At 63.5% G+C, this 14075-nt stretch carries 16 protein-coding genes; 15 read left to right on the top strand and 1 reads right to left on the bottom strand.

Annotated features, from left to right (window positions below; genetic code table 11):
• Positions 1–150: 150 nt before the first annotated feature.
• Positions 151–429 (bottom strand): DUF1127 domain-containing protein, encoded by a 279-nt coding sequence (locus tag R1W01_RS12990; protein WP_243614468.1) that lies wholly within the window; start codon positions 427–429, stop codon positions 151–153.
• A gap of 329 nt (positions 430–758) precedes the next feature.
• Here R1W01_RS12990 and ruvC point away from each other — a divergent pair, with 329 nt between their 5' ends.
• From ruvC to R1W01_RS13065, 15 genes are all read left to right on the top strand, one after another.
• Positions 759–1265, top strand: coding sequence for a crossover junction endodeoxyribonuclease RuvC (ruvC, locus tag R1W01_RS12995; RefSeq protein WP_243614467.1), 507 nt, complete (start codon positions 759–761; stop codon positions 1263–1265).
• Positions 1262–1948, top strand: a complete 687-nt coding sequence (gene ruvA, locus R1W01_RS13000; protein ID WP_297755707.1) for a Holliday junction branch migration protein RuvA — start codon at positions 1262–1264, stop codon at positions 1946–1948. The genes ruvC and ruvA overlap by 4 nt, the downstream gene beginning before the upstream one ends.
• A 6-nt stretch (positions 1949–1954) precedes the next feature.
• A complete protein-coding gene (gene ruvB, locus R1W01_RS13005) occupies positions 1955–2983 on the top strand; it encodes a Holliday junction branch migration DNA helicase RuvB (protein WP_297755972.1) in 1029 nt (342 codons plus the stop codon).
• Between the two features lie 218 nt (positions 2984–3201).
• The gene (locus tag R1W01_RS13010; protein ID WP_297755708.1) at positions 3202–3840 is read left to right on the top strand and encodes a hypothetical protein; all 639 of its coding nucleotides are present in this window, start codon (positions 3202–3204) and stop codon (positions 3838–3840) included.
• Positions 3840–4409 carry an RNA 2',3'-cyclic phosphodiesterase gene (gene thpR / locus R1W01_RS13015; protein WP_297755710.1) on the top strand — a complete coding sequence of 190 codons (570 nt, stop codon included), beginning with the start codon at positions 3840–3842 and terminating at the stop codon, positions 4407–4409. Before R1W01_RS13010 ends, thpR begins: the two co-directional genes overlap by 1 nt.
• Before the next feature lie 73 nt (positions 4410–4482).
• On the top strand, positions 4483–4869 hold the full coding sequence (gene ybgC / locus R1W01_RS13020; protein WP_243614462.1) for a tol-pal system-associated acyl-CoA thioesterase: 387 nt from the start codon (positions 4483–4485) through the stop codon (positions 4867–4869).
• A gap of 113 nt (positions 4870–4982) precedes the next feature.
• Entirely contained in the window at positions 4983–5657 is a 675-nt protein-coding gene (tolQ, locus tag R1W01_RS13025) for a protein TolQ (RefSeq protein WP_243614461.1), read from the top strand.
• Position 5658: 1 nt separating this feature from the next.
• On the top strand, positions 5659–6129 hold the full coding sequence (tolR, locus tag R1W01_RS13030) for a protein TolR (protein ID WP_243614460.1): 471 nt from the start codon (positions 5659–5661) through the stop codon (positions 6127–6129).
• A gap of 8 nt (positions 6130–6137) precedes the next feature.
• Positions 6138–7220 carry an energy transducer TonB gene (locus tag R1W01_RS13035; RefSeq protein WP_317275251.1) on the top strand — a complete coding sequence of 361 codons (1083 nt, stop codon included), beginning with the start codon at positions 6138–6140 and terminating at the stop codon, positions 7218–7220.
• Complete coding sequence (gene tolB, locus R1W01_RS13040) at positions 7217–8536, top strand: Tol-Pal system beta propeller repeat protein TolB (protein WP_243614458.1); 1320 nt, start codon at positions 7217–7219, stop codon at positions 8534–8536. Before R1W01_RS13035 ends, tolB begins: the two co-directional genes overlap by 4 nt.
• Positions 8537–8625: 89 nt before the next feature.
• Positions 8626–9138, top strand: a complete 513-nt coding sequence (pal, locus tag R1W01_RS13045) for a peptidoglycan-associated lipoprotein Pal (protein ID WP_243614457.1) — start codon at positions 8626–8628, stop codon at positions 9136–9138.
• Positions 9139–9151: 13 nt separating this feature from the next.
• The gene (locus R1W01_RS13050; RefSeq protein WP_243614456.1) at positions 9152–9982 is read left to right on the top strand and encodes a tetratricopeptide repeat protein; all 831 of its coding nucleotides are present in this window, start codon (positions 9152–9154) and stop codon (positions 9980–9982) included.
• Complete coding sequence (tilS, locus tag R1W01_RS13055; protein WP_297755716.1) at positions 9979–11211, top strand: tRNA lysidine(34) synthetase TilS; 1233 nt, start codon at positions 9979–9981, stop codon at positions 11209–11211. The genes R1W01_RS13050 and tilS overlap by 4 nt, the downstream gene beginning before the upstream one ends.
• Before the next feature lie 100 nt (positions 11212–11311).
• Positions 11312–13231: an ATP-dependent zinc metalloprotease FtsH gene (gene ftsH / locus R1W01_RS13060; RefSeq protein ID WP_243614454.1), complete on the top strand. Its 1920-nt coding sequence runs from the start codon at positions 11312–11314 to the stop codon at positions 13229–13231.
• 58 nt (positions 13232–13289) lie between these two features.
• A complete protein-coding gene (locus R1W01_RS13065) occupies positions 13290–14066 on the top strand; it encodes a methyltransferase domain-containing protein (RefSeq protein WP_297755718.1) in 777 nt (258 codons plus the stop codon).
• Positions 14067–14075 lie beyond the last annotated feature (9 nt).

Consider the following 14075-nt stretch of genomic DNA (forward strand, 5'->3'; position numbering starts at 1 on the left):
CCCCGGTCTCTCTCCCGGGGCCGTTTTCTTTTGTGCGGGGCGATCGCGTGAAGGTTCCCTTGGCACAAAAGAAAAACCGCACCCCGAGGGAGGTGCGGTCGATCTGATCCGAAGATCCGAAAACGGCGGTGTCGTCGTTTCCGAACGTCGTCAGCGCAGCGCGTCGAGATCGGCGCGGGAGAGGCCGATGTCGTCGAGCTCGCGGTCGGAGAGGGCGGACAGCGCGATGCGGGTTGCGCGCTGGTCTTTCCAGTCGGCATAGGACGCGGCGACGGAGGCCACGAAAGCGCCGAAGCGGTCCGCGAGGGAGACGCGGACAGCGCCCTGAGCGGCGGCGTCAAATGCGGTCATGGAGACGAAGGTCTGGCCAATATGGCCGGCAAACCCCGCCGGGGAGGTCGAGAAACGGTTGGTGTCGAATGCAGCCATGTCAGTAGTCCTTCTGTTCGAGTTATGGTCAGCGTTTTCGTAAAGCCGCAAATAGGAGCGGTATGCACATGAAACAAGCAATAAAAAATGCAAGGGTGTTATGATGTTTGTGCATAGGTCGCGTGCGTTTAACAATTTGAAAAACTTATGAAAAATGCACGGGTCTGCCGTCGCTGCGACTTGATGGGGTGTCGTTTTTGACCGTCGCGATGCAAAAACGACATGGCTCGTCATCGGTCATGCGTTTCTTGCAAGGCTCTTGGCGAATGTTCCGGTTTTGTGCTAGTGGTTCAAAAAAGCAACATTTCGCAGGGCAGCGGGGCAGAAAGATGCGGGTTTTGGGAATTGATCCCGGTTTGCGCAACATGGGCTGGGGCGTCATCGACGTTGAAGGCAGCCGAATCAGCCATGTGGGCAACGGAATTTGCCATTCTGTCGGTGAAGAACTGGCGACGCGGCTGCTGTCATTGCATGAACAGCTCAGCGCCGTGGTGGCGCGGTTTGAGCCGGATCACGCGGCGGTCGAGAACACGTTCGTCAACAAGGACGCGGTTGGCACGCTCAAGCTTGGCCAGGCGCGGGGGATCGCGCTCTTGGTGCCAGCGCAGGCAGGGCTCGTGATTGGGGAATATGCGCCCAACAAGGTCAAGAAGACGGTGGTCGGGGTCGGCCATGCGGAGAAGCATCAGGTCGAGCATATGGTCAAGCTACAATTGCCGGGAGCGGTCATCAACGGGCCGGACGCGGCGGATGCGCTGGCCATTGCGATTTGTCATGCCCATTATGCGCGGGCCGGCGGCGGCATGGAGGCCGCGCTGCGGAAGGTGGGCACATGATTGGCAAGATTTCCGGACGGATCGAATACCGCGCGAGTGATCATGTGCTGATCGATGTCGGCGGTATCGGCTATGTCGTCTATGTGAGCGACCGCACCATGGCGGCCCTGCCGGGGCAGGGCGAGGTTGCGGCGGTCTACACCGACCTCCTCGTGCGCGAAGACCTGTTGCAGTTGTTCGGTTTCACGACATTGATCGAGAAGGAATGGCATCGGTTGTTGATGAGCGTGCAGGGGATCGGCGCGAAGGCGTCGCTTGCCATTCTCGGAGCGCTCGGGGCGGACGGGGTCAGTCGGGCGATCTCGCTTGGCGATGCGACGGCGCTTAAGGCGGCGAAGGGTGTCGGGCCGAAGACGGCGCAGCGGGTGGTGATCGAGTTGAAGGACAAGGCGCCCGCGGTGATGGCGCTTGGCGGGACGATGGCGGAGGCTCTGGGCGAGCTGCCTGCGGAGGCCAGCGTGATCGACGATGAGGCCCCGGCGGCGAAACCGAAGCGCGCGGCGGCAGCGAAGGCATCGGGCAGCGCCTCGGCGCAGGCGGAGGCCCTGTCGGCGCTTGGCAACCTCGGCTATGGTCCGGGCGAAGCGGCGGCAGCGGTGGCCGAGGCTGCGGGAGAGGCGCCGGAGGCGGAGACCGCGGCGTTGATCCGGGCGGCGCTCAAGCTGCTGGCGCCGAAAGGATAAGGAATGATGGATCAGCCGGACCCGACATTGCGACCGGAAGCGCGCCCCGAAGACGCGGATCGCGCGCTGCGCCCGCAGGCGCTTGGCGATTTCATCGGCCAGGCCGAGGCGCGGGCGAACCTAAAGGTCTTCATCGAGAGCGCGCGGCGACGCGGCGAGGCGATGGACCACACGCTCTTTCATGGGCCGCCGGGGCTTGGCAAGACGACGCTGGCGCAGATCATGGCGCGCGAGCTGGGGGTGAGTTTCCGCATGACCTCTGGCCCGGTGCTGGCCAAAGCGGGCGATCTGGCGGCGATCCTGACCAATCTCGAGGCGCGCGACGTTCTGTTCATCGACGAGATTCACCGGCTCAACCCGGCGGTCGAAGAGGTGCTTTACCCGGCGATGGAGGATTTCGAGCTCGACCTTGTCATTGGCGAGGGGCCGGCGGCGCGCACGGTGCGGATCGAGTTGCAGCCCTTCACGCTGGTCGGGGCGACGACGCGGCTCGGGCTTTTGACGACACCGCTACGGGACCGGTTCGGCATTCCGACGCGGTTGCAGTTTTACACCGAGGATGAGCTGAACGAGATCGTGACGCGCAATGCGACGAAGCTCAACGTGCCGGCCGTCGGCGAGGGTGCGCGCGAGATCGCAAGGCGGTCGCGCGGGACGCCGCGGATTGCCGGGCGGCTGTTGCGGCGGGTGGTGGATTTCGCGCTGGTCGAGGGCGATGGCACGGTGAGCCGGGAGATCGCCGATAGCGCGCTGACGCGGCTCGGGGTGGATCAGCTTGGCCTTGATGGGGCGGACCGGCGCTATCTGCGCTTCATTGCCGAGAATTATGGCGGCGGGCCGGTGGGGATCGACACGATCTCGGCGGCGCTCAGCGAGAGCCGGGATGCAATCGAAGAGGTGATCGAGCCGTTCCTGCTGCAGCAGGGATTGGTGCAGCGCACGCCGCGCGGGCGGATGCTGGCGCAGAAGGCGTGGCGGCATCTTGGCATCGAGGCACCAAAACGGGCGGATCAGACCGACCTGTTCGGGAAATAGATTTCATGCCTTCGGCGGGAGTATTTGCCACAGAGAAGAAAGGCTGAACGGTCCTGTCTTCTTCTCTGGAGAAATACTCCGGGGGTCTGGGGGCAGAGCCCCCAGCCCCGCCCAACGCTTGCGGGACGCAGCTTTGCTGCGTCTCCAAGGGGCGGGAGGGCTTGCCAAGGGGCGGTGATCCATGGGATCAGGCGCGCGCTTGCAACAAGGAGGGCGCCATGACGCCGGAACAGGTTCAGGAGTTGTTCACCCAAAAGGACGGATCCTACGCCTTTGCGCGCTGGGGGCGGCCCATCGCGCCGATCGTGTTCGGGGTCGAGGATGCGACGCTGGCGACGGTCAAAGGCGCGGTGGAGGCGGTGGTGACGCTTGTTGGGCACCAGATGGCCGAGACCGACCCGGAGCTTGGCGTGAACCTGATGGTTTTCTTCCTGCGTGATTGGGACGAGTTGGCGTCGGTGCCGGATCTTGATCGCCTGATCCCCGATCTTGAGCCGCTTCTTGGGCGGCTCAAGGCGGCGGGGGCGCGGCAATACCGGGCGTTCCGGTTCGACGATCACGGCGCGATCAAGGCGGCCTTTGTCTTTGTGCGCATGGACGGGGAGATGGCCGAGCTGCCTGCCGAGAGCATTGCGCTGGCGCAGGCCGTGCAGGTGATGCTTCTTTGGGGGCCGCGCGCTTTTGCCGAGACCTCGCCGCTGGCGGTTTTGCCGGAGAGTGGCGCGACGGTGTTGCGCCCGGAGATCGCTGCGGTGCTGGCCGCCGCCTATGATCGGATGATGCCGCCCTCTGCCGATGACCCGAGCCACGCGCTGCGCCTTTTTGCGCGGCTCCGGCTCGAGGATGATGCGGGCTGATGCGGGCCTTCCTCGCGCTTGATCTGCCCGAGGAGATGCGCGCGGCGGTGGCGTCGCTTCAGGATCAGTTGCGGGTTGGGCGCAAGCCGCCGGCGGAGAACCTGCACCTGACGCTGGCTTTTCTTGACGATCAGCCGGAGGCGGTTTTGGCCGAGTTGCACGAGGCGTTGCAGGGCGAGCGCCTGCCGGAAATCCACCTCGCGTTGCAGGGCTTGGAACTTTTCGGCGGGGCGAGGCCGAGGGTGCTATATGCCAAGGGGGAAGGCGGCGCGGCGCTTGTGGCGCTGCACCGGACGGTGCGGCGGGTGGCGCGAGATGTCGGGATCGAGTTGTCGCGCGAGCGGTTTCGTCCGCATGTCACGTTGGCGCGGTTTCGTCCGCATGTCACGTTGGCGCGGTTTCGCCGGGACATGAGCGAGGACGAGGCCGTCAAGCTCGGCCAGTTCATGGCCCGGTGTGGCGATTGGCAGTTCTCCGAGGCACCGATTGCCGCGCTTTGTCTTTTTGGGTCTGAACTGCATCCAGATGGTGCGGTGCATGATGTGTTGGCGGGCTATCCGTTGGGGTGAGGATGTGCGCACTGGACAGGCGCGCGGCTTCTTGCTTTGGTGGCGGCGCATTTGAGCCGAGAGGATCCGGACCGTGACATACACCCTGCCCATTCGCATCTATTACGAAGACACCGACATGGCCGGGATCGTCTATTACGCCAACTACCTCAAGTTCATCGAGCGCGGGCGCAGCGAATGGGTGCGCGAGATCGGTATGGATCAACTCAAGATGAAGGCGGAGGGAATCGTTTTCGCCGTGCGCCGGGTCGAGGCGGATTATCTTGGTTCGGCCAAACTTGACGATGAATTGATCGTGGAAACCGAGGTGGCGAGCGTCACAGCGGCGCGGCTCGTCATGGAACAACGGGTCAAACGGGGTGAGGAAGTGCTGTTTCACGCGATGGTGACCGTTGTGTGTATGAACGAAGCCGGTCAACCGGTGCGACTTCCGGCGAATATCCGCCAGATGGTGCATTGAAGCGGGCCATAACGCGCCAATGACGCCTATTTGATGGCTTTCCCCGTGTCTTTCCTGTAGATTCCTGCCAAACAGATGGCCGCAACAAGACGGCCCAAAGGCAGAGCAGGCATATGGAAGCAGCAGTCGATTTTTCGATGTGGGCGCTTTTCGCGCGCGCAACCCTGACCGTGAAACTGGTGATGATGCTCCTCGTGGTGGCATCGTTCTGGTCGTGGTCAGTGATCATCCAGAAACACATTCTTTTCCGCAATGCGCGACGCGAGGCGGCGCGGTTTGACCGGGCGTTCTGGTCCGGGGAACCGCTCGATCAGCTTTATGAAGAGATCGGCCCGACGCCTTCGGGGCGTTCACAGCGTATTTTTGCCGCCGGGATGACGGAATGGCACCGGAGCCACCGACAGGACGGGGGGCTTATCGCCAACGCCACGAGCCGGATCGACCGGAGCATGGATGTCGCCATCGTGAAAGAGGCGGAAGTCTTGCAGAAGGGCTTGCCGATCCTTGCCACGGTCGGCTCGACCGCGCCGTTTGTCGGGCTGTTCGGGACGGTCTGGGGCATCATGAATGCCTTTATCGAGATCGCGGCGCAGCAGAACACCAACCTTGCCGTTGTCGCGCCGGGGATTGCCGAGGCGCTTTTGGCGACGGGGCTTGGTCTTTTGGCGGCCATTCCGGCGGTGATCTTCTATAACAAGTTGAGTGCGGATAGCGACCGGATCATCGCGGGCTATGAGGCCTTTGCCGATGAGTTCGCCACCATTCTTAGCCGACAGCTGGATTCCTGATATGGGAGCCGGGGTCATGAAAGGGGCCGAGGGCGGCGGCAAGCGGCGGCGCAGAACGCGGCGGCGCAGTCAGCCGATGGCCGAGATCAACGTGACGCCATTCGTCGACGTGATGCTCGTTCTGCTTATCATTTTCATGGTGGCGGCGCCGCTTCTGACGGTGGGTGTTCCGGTGGAACTGCCGAAGACGGCGGCGAACCCCTTACCGGGCGAGCAGGAAGAGCCGCTTGCAATTACGATCGCGGCGGATGGGACGCTTGCGATCATGAATTCGCCGGTCGCACCGGAGGAGCTTGTGAACAAGCTGCGCGCGGTGGCGGTCGAGCGCGCTTCGCAGCGGATTTACCTGCGGGCCGATGGGGCGCTGCCGTATGAAATGGTGGTGCAGGTCATGGGCGCGCTGAACGCGGCGGGGTTCTCGGATATCGGGCTGGTGACGGATATCGGTGGCCCCGACATGGGTGACAACTGAGGCGCGCGGTGCATATCGGGCATTATATCTCTGGCGCGGCCCATGTGGGTCTGATCGGCTGGGCGCTTCTGGGCTCTGTGTTTCAGAGCACGCCGGAGCCGTTCGAGGTCGCGGGCGTTGCGGTTATTACCGAGGCGGAGTTCGCTGCGTTGAGCGCGCCGGATCAGGTTCCGCAGCCGGAGACGGATGTGGAAGTGCCGGTGGCGCCAGAGCTTTCGGAGGCGGAGCCGTTTCGCGGGGCAGAGCCGGATGAAGCGCCGGATCAGAACCGCCCGGAAAGCGCCGAGGCGGCAGAGACCGAGGATGCGCCGGACCTGAGCGCGGTGGAGGTGCCCGCGCCGGCGGAACTGATCGATGAGGTGCCGGACATGACCCCGCCGAGCGAGGACATCGCCGCGTTGCAGCCGCAGGAGGCAGAGCCGGAGACGGTTCAGCCCGCGCCGCGCGTCGCGCCCGAGCCGGTTGCACCGCCGGAGCCGGATGTGAAGATCGACGACACGGTGCGCGAGGCGGTGACGCCGGAGGAAAGCCCCGACGCCGCGCCGCAAGAGCCGGAAGAGGCGACCGCGCCGGAAGCGGCAAGCACGGAGATCGTCACCGAGGCCAAGGAGCTTGCGCCGAAAAGCTCGGTGCGTCCGCAGCTGCGCCCGCGTCGTGCAGCGGAGGCCGAGAGCGCGCCGGAGCCGAAGGACGATACCGACGATGCCATCGCGGCGGCCTTGGCCGAGGCCGGGACGCAGGAGCAGGCCGAGACCCCTGCCGCGCCGAGCGGTCCGCCGCTGACACGGGGCGAGAAGGACGCGCTTCGAATCTCGGTGCAGAACTGCTGGGTCGTGGACGTGGGCAGTCAGGCGGCGAATGTCACGGTCACGGTGGCGATGAACATGACGCGCGAGGGCAAGGTCGATGGGGCGATCTCTCTCTTGCGGGCGGAAGGCGGCGACGATCAGGCGACGAAAGTGGCCTTCGAGGCGGCTCGGCGCGCGATCCTGCGTTGCCAGAAGGGTGGCTATAAATTGCCGATCGACAAGTATGAGCATTGGCGTGAGATCGAAATCACGTTTAATCCGGAGAAAATGAGGCTGAAATGATGCGACTTCTAGCAGCTCTTCTGATGGGACTGACGGTTCTGGGGCAAATGGCGATGGCCCAAGGCGGTCCGCTTCGGATCGAGATCACCGATGGTGTGGTCGAGCCCTTACCCTATGCCGTGCCCGATTTCGTGGCCGAGAACAGCGCGGCGAATGGCTATGCCGCGCAACTTGCCGATGTGATCGCGTCGGATCTTTCGGGAACCGGGCTTTTCCGGGAGATTCCCGAGAAGGCGCATATCGCCAAGATCAGCAATTTTTCCTCTCCGGTGCAGTTCGCCGATTGGAAAGCGATCAACGCGCAGGCGCTCATCACCGGGGCGGTGTCGGTGTCGGGAAGCAACCTTGAGGTCAAGTTCCGGGTCTATGACGTCTTTGCGGGCCAAGAGCTTGGCAATGGGTTGCGGTTCAAAGGCACGGTCGATGGCTGGCGGCGGATGGCGCATAAGGTGGCCGATGCGGTCTATAGCCGGATCACCGGCGAGGGCGGCTATTTCGACAGCCGTGTGGTCTTCGTGAGTGAGACCGGCCCCAAGGATGACCGCAAGAAGCGCCTCGCGATCATGGATTATGACGGGGCGAACCTTCAGTATCTGACGGATTCAAGCTCGATCGTGCTCGCACCGCGGTTCTCGCCCACCGGCGACAAGGTGCTTTACACGAGCTATGAGACGGGGTTCCCGCAGGTTTACATTCTCGATGTGGGCAGCGTGCAGCGCCGGGTGCTGAATAGTGAGGCGGGCACCATGTCCTTTGCGCCGCGCTTTGCGCCTGATGGCAAGAGCCTGCTTCTGTCGATCACGCGGGATGGCAATACGGATATCTATCGTATGGGGCTTACGGGCGGACGGCCGCAGCGCCTGACTTCGTCGCCCGCGATCGACACCGCGCCGAGCTTTAGCCCCGATGGCAGTCAGATCGTCTTTGAGAGCGACCGTTCGGGCACGCAACAGCTTTATGTGATGCCAGTGGGCGGGGGAGAGCCGAAGCGGATCAGCTTTGGGCAGGGTCGCTATGGCACTCCGGTCTGGAGCCCGCGCGGCGATCTCATCGCGTTTACCAAGCAGAACAAGGGCCGGTTCCATATCGGTGTGATGCGCACGGATGGCAGCGAAGAGCGTCTGCTCACGGCGTCGTTCCTTGACGAGGGGCCGACGTGGGCGCCGAATGGGCGCGTGATCATGTTCACCCGCGAAACCCAAGGGGCAAGCGGCGCATCGGCGCTTTACTCGGTCGATGTATCGGGGCGCAACCTTCGTAAGGTCAAGATCAGTGGCGGCGGGTCGGACCCGGCTTGGTCGCCCCTTCAGGAATAAGCTGCGCGCGTTTTCAACAGGCGCAGCATGTGATAGAACAGGCCCTAAAGAAACGTTTTGGAACGGGCATTGAGGAAACGAGGCATATCATGAACGCGATAACGAAGATCGGTTTTCTGGTCGCGGCGCTGGCGCTGGCAGGCTGTAGCAATTCGGGCGCTTTCGGGCTTGGCGGCGGATCGGCCGGCGGACCGGGCAGCGGCCAATTCGAAGATGGCAGTGTGGACGACCCCACCTCCGTGGCGCATTTCCGTGAGCGCATTGGCGATCGGGTTCTTTTCGTCGTCGATCAGTCGACGCTTTCCGAGGAAGGCCGCCTGACGCTTCTGGCGCAGGCCAACTGGCTTATGGAGAACACCGATTACAACGCGGTGATCGAGGGCCATGCGGATGAGCAGGGCACGCGGGAATACAACCTCGCGCTTGGCGCGCGCCGGGCCAGCTCGGTCAAGGAATTCCTTGTGTCGCGCGGTGTCGCAGGGTCGCGTCTGAGCACGGTCAGCTACGGCAAGGAACGCCCGATCGAGGTTTGCTCGGCAGAGGCGTGCTATGCACAGAACCGCCGCGCTGTGACGGTTCTCAAGGCTGATGTGAACTTCTGAGCAGGGGACGGCTATGCGCCTGATTGCGATTTGTCTCGTGGCGATGATCGGGGTGGGGCCGCGTGCGGCCCTTGCCCAGGACAGCGAAACGCTGGCCGATATCCGCCAGCAGCTTTCGGTTCTTTATGTTGAGATCCAGAGCCTCAAGCGGGAATTGTCCACGACCGGATCGCCCACGGGCGTCAACACCAGCGGCACCACCTTGCAACGTATCGATGCGATCGAGGCCGAAGTGCAGCGCCTCACCGGGCGCACCGAGCGGCTTGAGCAGCGGATCGACAGCGTGGTGCAGGACGGCACCAACCGCATTGGCGATCTTGAGTTCCGGCTTGTCGAGCTTGAAGGGGGCGACGTGAGCGACCTTGGCGAGACGACGACGCTTGGCGGCGACGTGGAGACCTCTCCTGCGCCGACTGTTCCGTCGCTTTCGGACGGGAGCATGGAGACCTCGACACAGCTTGCTGTTGGTGAGCGTGCCGATTTCGAACGCGCCAGTGCGGCGCTCGAAGGCGGCGATGCGCAAAGCGCGGCGGATCAGTTCGAGGCCTTCCTCGAGACCTATCCCGGAAGCCCGCTTGAGGCCGAGGCGTATCTGCGCCGAGGGCAGGCGCTCGAGGCGATGGAGCGGCTTACCCCGGCGGCGCGGGCCTATCTCGACAGCTATTCGCAATACCCGCAGAGCGATGTGGCGGATGAAGCCCTGTATAACCTTGGGCGCGCGCTCGGGTTGCTCGACAAGGTGAGCGAGGCCTGCGTCACGCTTGGCGAGGTCGAGACGCGGCATCCGGGATCGGCGATGATCGGTCCGGCGCAAGCGGAAATGCAGTCGCTGGGGTGCAATTGAGCACGCCCGGCGAGGCATTGAGCGGCTTTTTCAACGGACAGGATTTGCGCGCCGTGGGCGTTGCCGTTTCGGGCGGCAGCGATTCCACAGCGCTATTGATTTTCGCGACAGAGTGGGCCGCGGCGGCGGGCGTGCGCCTCGTCGCGGCGACGGTCGATCATGGGTTGCGTGCAGAGGCGGCAGCGGAGGCGGAGGCGGTTGCACAGACCTGCGCGGGGCTTGGTGTGGCGCATGAGATTCTGGCCTGGCGTGGCTGGGATGGGTCGGGAAACGTACAGGCGGAGGCGCGCAGGGCGCGCTATCGTTTGCTTGCGGAGTGGGCGCGGCGCGAAGGGCTCGATTGCGTGCTCCTTGGGCATACGATGGACGATCAGGCGGAAACGGTGTTGATGCGGCTTGCGCGCAGGGCCGGGGTTGATGGGCTTGCGGCGATGGCGGCACGGTTCGAACGCGAGGGACAGGCGTTTGGGCGGCCACTTCTTGGACAGCGACGCGGGGATCTGCGCGAGATGCTAAAGGCGCGGGGCGTCGATTGGATCGAAGACCCGTCGAATGACGACGCGCGGTTTGACCGAGTGAAGACACGGCGCGCGCTTGGCGAACTGGCCGAGATCGGGGTCGATGCGGAAGCGCTTGCCACGGTGAGCGAGAACATGGCCGACGTGCGTGCGGCACTTGACTGGCAGGTGGCGCAGGTGGCCAAGGACGCGGTGCAGATCGAAGCGGGGGATTTGCGTGTCGATCTGGCGGCGTTTGGAACGGTGCCGGAGGAAATCCGGCGGCGGCTTCTCGTGGCAGGGATTCAATGGGTCAGCGGCGGCGACTATGCCCCGCGGCGCGCGCCGGTGCAGCGGCTTTTGGAGGAGATCAGCGCGGGGCAGGGCGGCACCTTGGCGGGTTGTGTTCTTACGGTTGAGGGCGGGCGCTTGCGTATTGCGCGCGAGCCTCGGGCGGTGATGGAAAACGAGAGCGCGGGGCCGCTCTGGGACGGGCGTTGGCATGTCGAGGGGCCGTGGCAGGGCGGCGAGGTCTTGCGCGCGTTGGGAGAGGCGGGGCTGGCCGAGGTCGAGGATTGGCGCGCGGCCGGTTTGCCACGCCAGAGCCTTATCGCATCGCCTTCGGTCTGGCGCGCGGGGACGCTTGTCGCCGCACCCCTAGCCGGTCACGGGGCAGGCTGGCGGGCGAAACTCTGCCCGGAACGGAGCGGTTTTCCCCCTCCGAGGCGCTAATGCCGCGATTCACGCATTGAACATAATGCTCTGATCTCTATTTAGGAGTGTAGCCCGCTGTGCTACGGACAGCGGAACTCAATGATTGGGAGATTTTGCCTTGGGCAACGCACGCAACATTGCATTTTGGGTGGTTCTGTTTCTGCTGATCCTCGCCCTTTTCAACCTGTTCAGCGGTGGCAACAACAACCTGCAAAGCCGCGAGATCGGCTATTCGGAGTTCGTGCAGGCCGTCGATGATGGCAACGTCAGCAGCGTCACGCTTGACGGGGAACAGGTTCGCTACCGGACGACGAGCGGCGGCGATTTCGTCACCATCAAGCCGGAAGACGCAGAAGTGACCAAGCTTCTGATCGACAATGGCATCCCGATCAAGGCCGAGAGCCAAGAGCAATCGGGCTTTCAGTCGTTCATCCTGAGCCTGCTGCCGTTCCTCCTTTTGATCGGTGTGTGGATCTATTTCATGAACCGGATGCAGGGCGGCGGCAAAGGCGGCGCGATGGGCTTTGGCAAGTCCAAGGCCAAGATGCTTACCGAGAAACATGGCCGCGTGACCTTTGACGACGTGGCAGGCATCGACGAAGCCAAGGAAGAGCTTGAAGAGATCGTTGAATTCCTGCGCAACCCGCAGAAATTCTCGCGCCTTGGTGGCAAGATCCCGAAAGGCGCGCTTCTTGTGGGCCCTCCGGGCACGGGTAAGACGCTTCTTGCACGTGCTATTGCGGGCGAGGCGGGCGTGCCCTTCTTCACCATTTCCGGCTCGGATTTCGTTGAGATGTTCGTCGGTGTCGGCGCAAGCCGTGTGCGCGACATGTTCGAGCAGGCGAAGAAGAACGCGCCCTGTATCGTCTTCATCGACGAGATCGACGCCGTGGGCCGGTCGCGCGGTGTTGGCATCGGTGGTGGCAATGACGAGCGCGAACAGACGCTCAACCAGCTTCTGGTCGAGATGGACGGGTTCGAGGCCAATGAAGGCGTCATCATCCTTGCCGCGACCAACCGTAAAGACGTTCTTGATCCGGCGCTTCTGCGTCCCGGTCGTTTTGACCGCAACGTCACCGTGGGCAACCCCGATATCAAGGGCCGCGAAAAGATCCTTGGCGTCCATGCCCGCAAGACCCCGCTTGGCCCCGATGTCGACCTGCGCATCATCGCGCGCGGCACGCCGGGCTTTTCCGGGGCGGACCTTGCCAACCTCGTGAACGAGGCGGCGCTTATGGCGGCGCGCGTGGGGCGGCGGTTCGTGACCATGGAAGATTTCGAGAACGCCAAGGACAAGGTCATGATGGGGGCCGAGCGTCGCTCGATGGTGCTCACGCAGGACCAGAAGGAAAAGACCGCCTATCACGAAGCGGGCCATGCCGTTGTCGGCCTCGAGCTGCCGCTCTGTGATCCGGTCTATAAGGCGACGATCATTCCGCGTGGTGGCGCGTTGGGGATGGTGGTCAGCCTGCCTGAGATGGACCGTCTCAACTATCACCGCGATGAATGCGAGCAGAAGCTTGCGATGACCATGGCGGGCAAGGCCGCAGAGATCCTCAAATACGGCGAAGATCACGTGTCGAACGGCCCGGCGGGCGACATCATGCAGGCGAGCCAGTTGGCGCGTGCCATGGTGATGCGCTGGGGCATGTCCGACAAGGTCGGCAATATCGACTATGCCGAGGCGCATGAGGGCTATCAGGGCAATACCGGCGGTTTTTCGGTCTCGGCGCACACGAAGGAGCTTATCGAGGAAGAGGTTAAGCGCCTCATCCAAGGGGGCTATGAGCGCGCCTACAAGGTTCTCACCGAGAAGAACGAAGAATGGGAGCGCCTTGCGCAGGGGCTTCTTGAGTACGAAACGCTGACCGGCGACGAGATCAAACGCGTGATGCGGGGCGAGCCGCCGCAATCGGGCGAGGACGACGCCGGGGACGAGGGTGAAGGCAATGCGCCCTCGGTCACGGCGATCCCGAAGACCAAACCGCGCAAGAAGCCTGAGGGCGATGGCGGTATGGAACCGGAACCGACAGCATGACGACAGGAAGGCCGGGGGAAACCCCGGCCTTTTTTATGATGAGGGGAGGCAAGATGCGATGAGGGATTGGAGACCTGATAGCTATGGCCGGTTCGCCGATGTGCGGCTTCAGCCAGCGCTTGATCTTCTGGCGCGGGTCGGAGAAGTACCGGGCGGTGATATCGTGGATCTTGGTTGTGGCAGTGGAGTTATGGGGGCTGCGCTTGCCATGCAGTATCCGGGTCGACGACTTGTTGGCGTGGACCGCTCTCCGAAAATGCTTGGCAAGGCGCTCGAGACCGAGGGGTTCAGCGAGCTGCTTGAGGCCGATATCGCCGCGTGGGAGCCCGATACCGCCCCTGCGCTCGTGTTTTCCAATGCGGCCCTGCAATGGCTCGATGGGCATGAGGCGCTTTTGCCGCGTCTGGCGCAATGCCTCGTGCCGGGGGGCGTTCTTGCCGTGCAGATGCCACATCAGACCCACGCGCCGTCACATCGGGGCTGGGGAGAGGCCTTTGCCGCCCTGTTTGGCGATCGGGAGATTGGCAAGCGTTCCGAGGTTCTTGACCCGGCCGCTTATTTCGATCTGCTTTCACCGTTGGGTGCCTTGCACATCTGGGAAACGGAGTATTACCAGAACCTGCCCGCGGCGGCGGATGGCCATCCTGTACGGCTTTTTTCCGAAAGCACCTATGGGCGCCCCTATCTTGAGGCGGCAGGGGATACGGAGGATCAGGCCCGCTTGATCGAGGCCTATGAAGCAGCTATGGCGAAAGCCTACCCGCTGCGCGCGGATGGGACGGTCTTGTTCCCGTTCCGCCGCCTGTTCTTTGTGCTGCAGCGCGCCTTGTCCTGAAGAAAGGGA

This window comes from Shimia sp. FJ5, from assembly GCF_032918335.1.
In the GTDB taxonomy this organism is placed as follows: domain Bacteria; phylum Pseudomonadota; class Alphaproteobacteria; order Rhodobacterales; family Rhodobacteraceae; genus Shimia; species Shimia aestuarii_A.

Coding starts and splice junctions, on each gene's coding strand:
- R1W01_RS12990 (WP_243614468.1), bottom strand. CDS start 429: ATGGCTGCATTCGACACCAACCGTTTCTCGACCTCCCCGGCGGGGTTT.
- ruvC (WP_243614467.1), top strand. CDS start 759: ATGCGGGTTTTGGGAATTGATCCCGGTTTGCGCAACATGGGCTGGGGC.
- ruvA (WP_297755707.1), top strand. CDS start 1,262: ATGATTGGCAAGATTTCCGGACGGATCGAATACCGCGCGAGTGATCAT.
- ruvB (WP_297755972.1), top strand. CDS start 1,955: ATGGATCAGCCGGACCCGACATTGCGACCGGAAGCGCGCCCCGAAGAC.
- R1W01_RS13010 (WP_297755708.1), top strand. CDS start 3,202: ATGACGCCGGAACAGGTTCAGGAGTTGTTCACCCAAAAGGACGGATCC.
- thpR (WP_297755710.1), top strand. CDS start 3,840: ATGCGGGCCTTCCTCGCGCTTGATCTGCCCGAGGAGATGCGCGCGGCG.
- tolQ (WP_243614461.1), top strand. CDS start 4,983: ATGGAAGCAGCAGTCGATTTTTCGATGTGGGCGCTTTTCGCGCGCGCA.
- tolR (WP_243614460.1), top strand. CDS start 5,659: ATGGGAGCCGGGGTCATGAAAGGGGCCGAGGGCGGCGGCAAGCGGCGG.
- tolB (WP_243614458.1), top strand. CDS start 7,217: ATGATGCGACTTCTAGCAGCTCTTCTGATGGGACTGACGGTTCTGGGG.
- pal (WP_243614457.1), top strand. CDS start 8,626: ATGAACGCGATAACGAAGATCGGTTTTCTGGTCGCGGCGCTGGCGCTG.
- R1W01_RS13050 (WP_243614456.1), top strand. CDS start 9,152: ATGCGCCTGATTGCGATTTGTCTCGTGGCGATGATCGGGGTGGGGCCG.
- R1W01_RS13065 (WP_297755718.1), top strand. CDS start 13,290: ATGAGGGATTGGAGACCTGATAGCTATGGCCGGTTCGCCGATGTGCGG.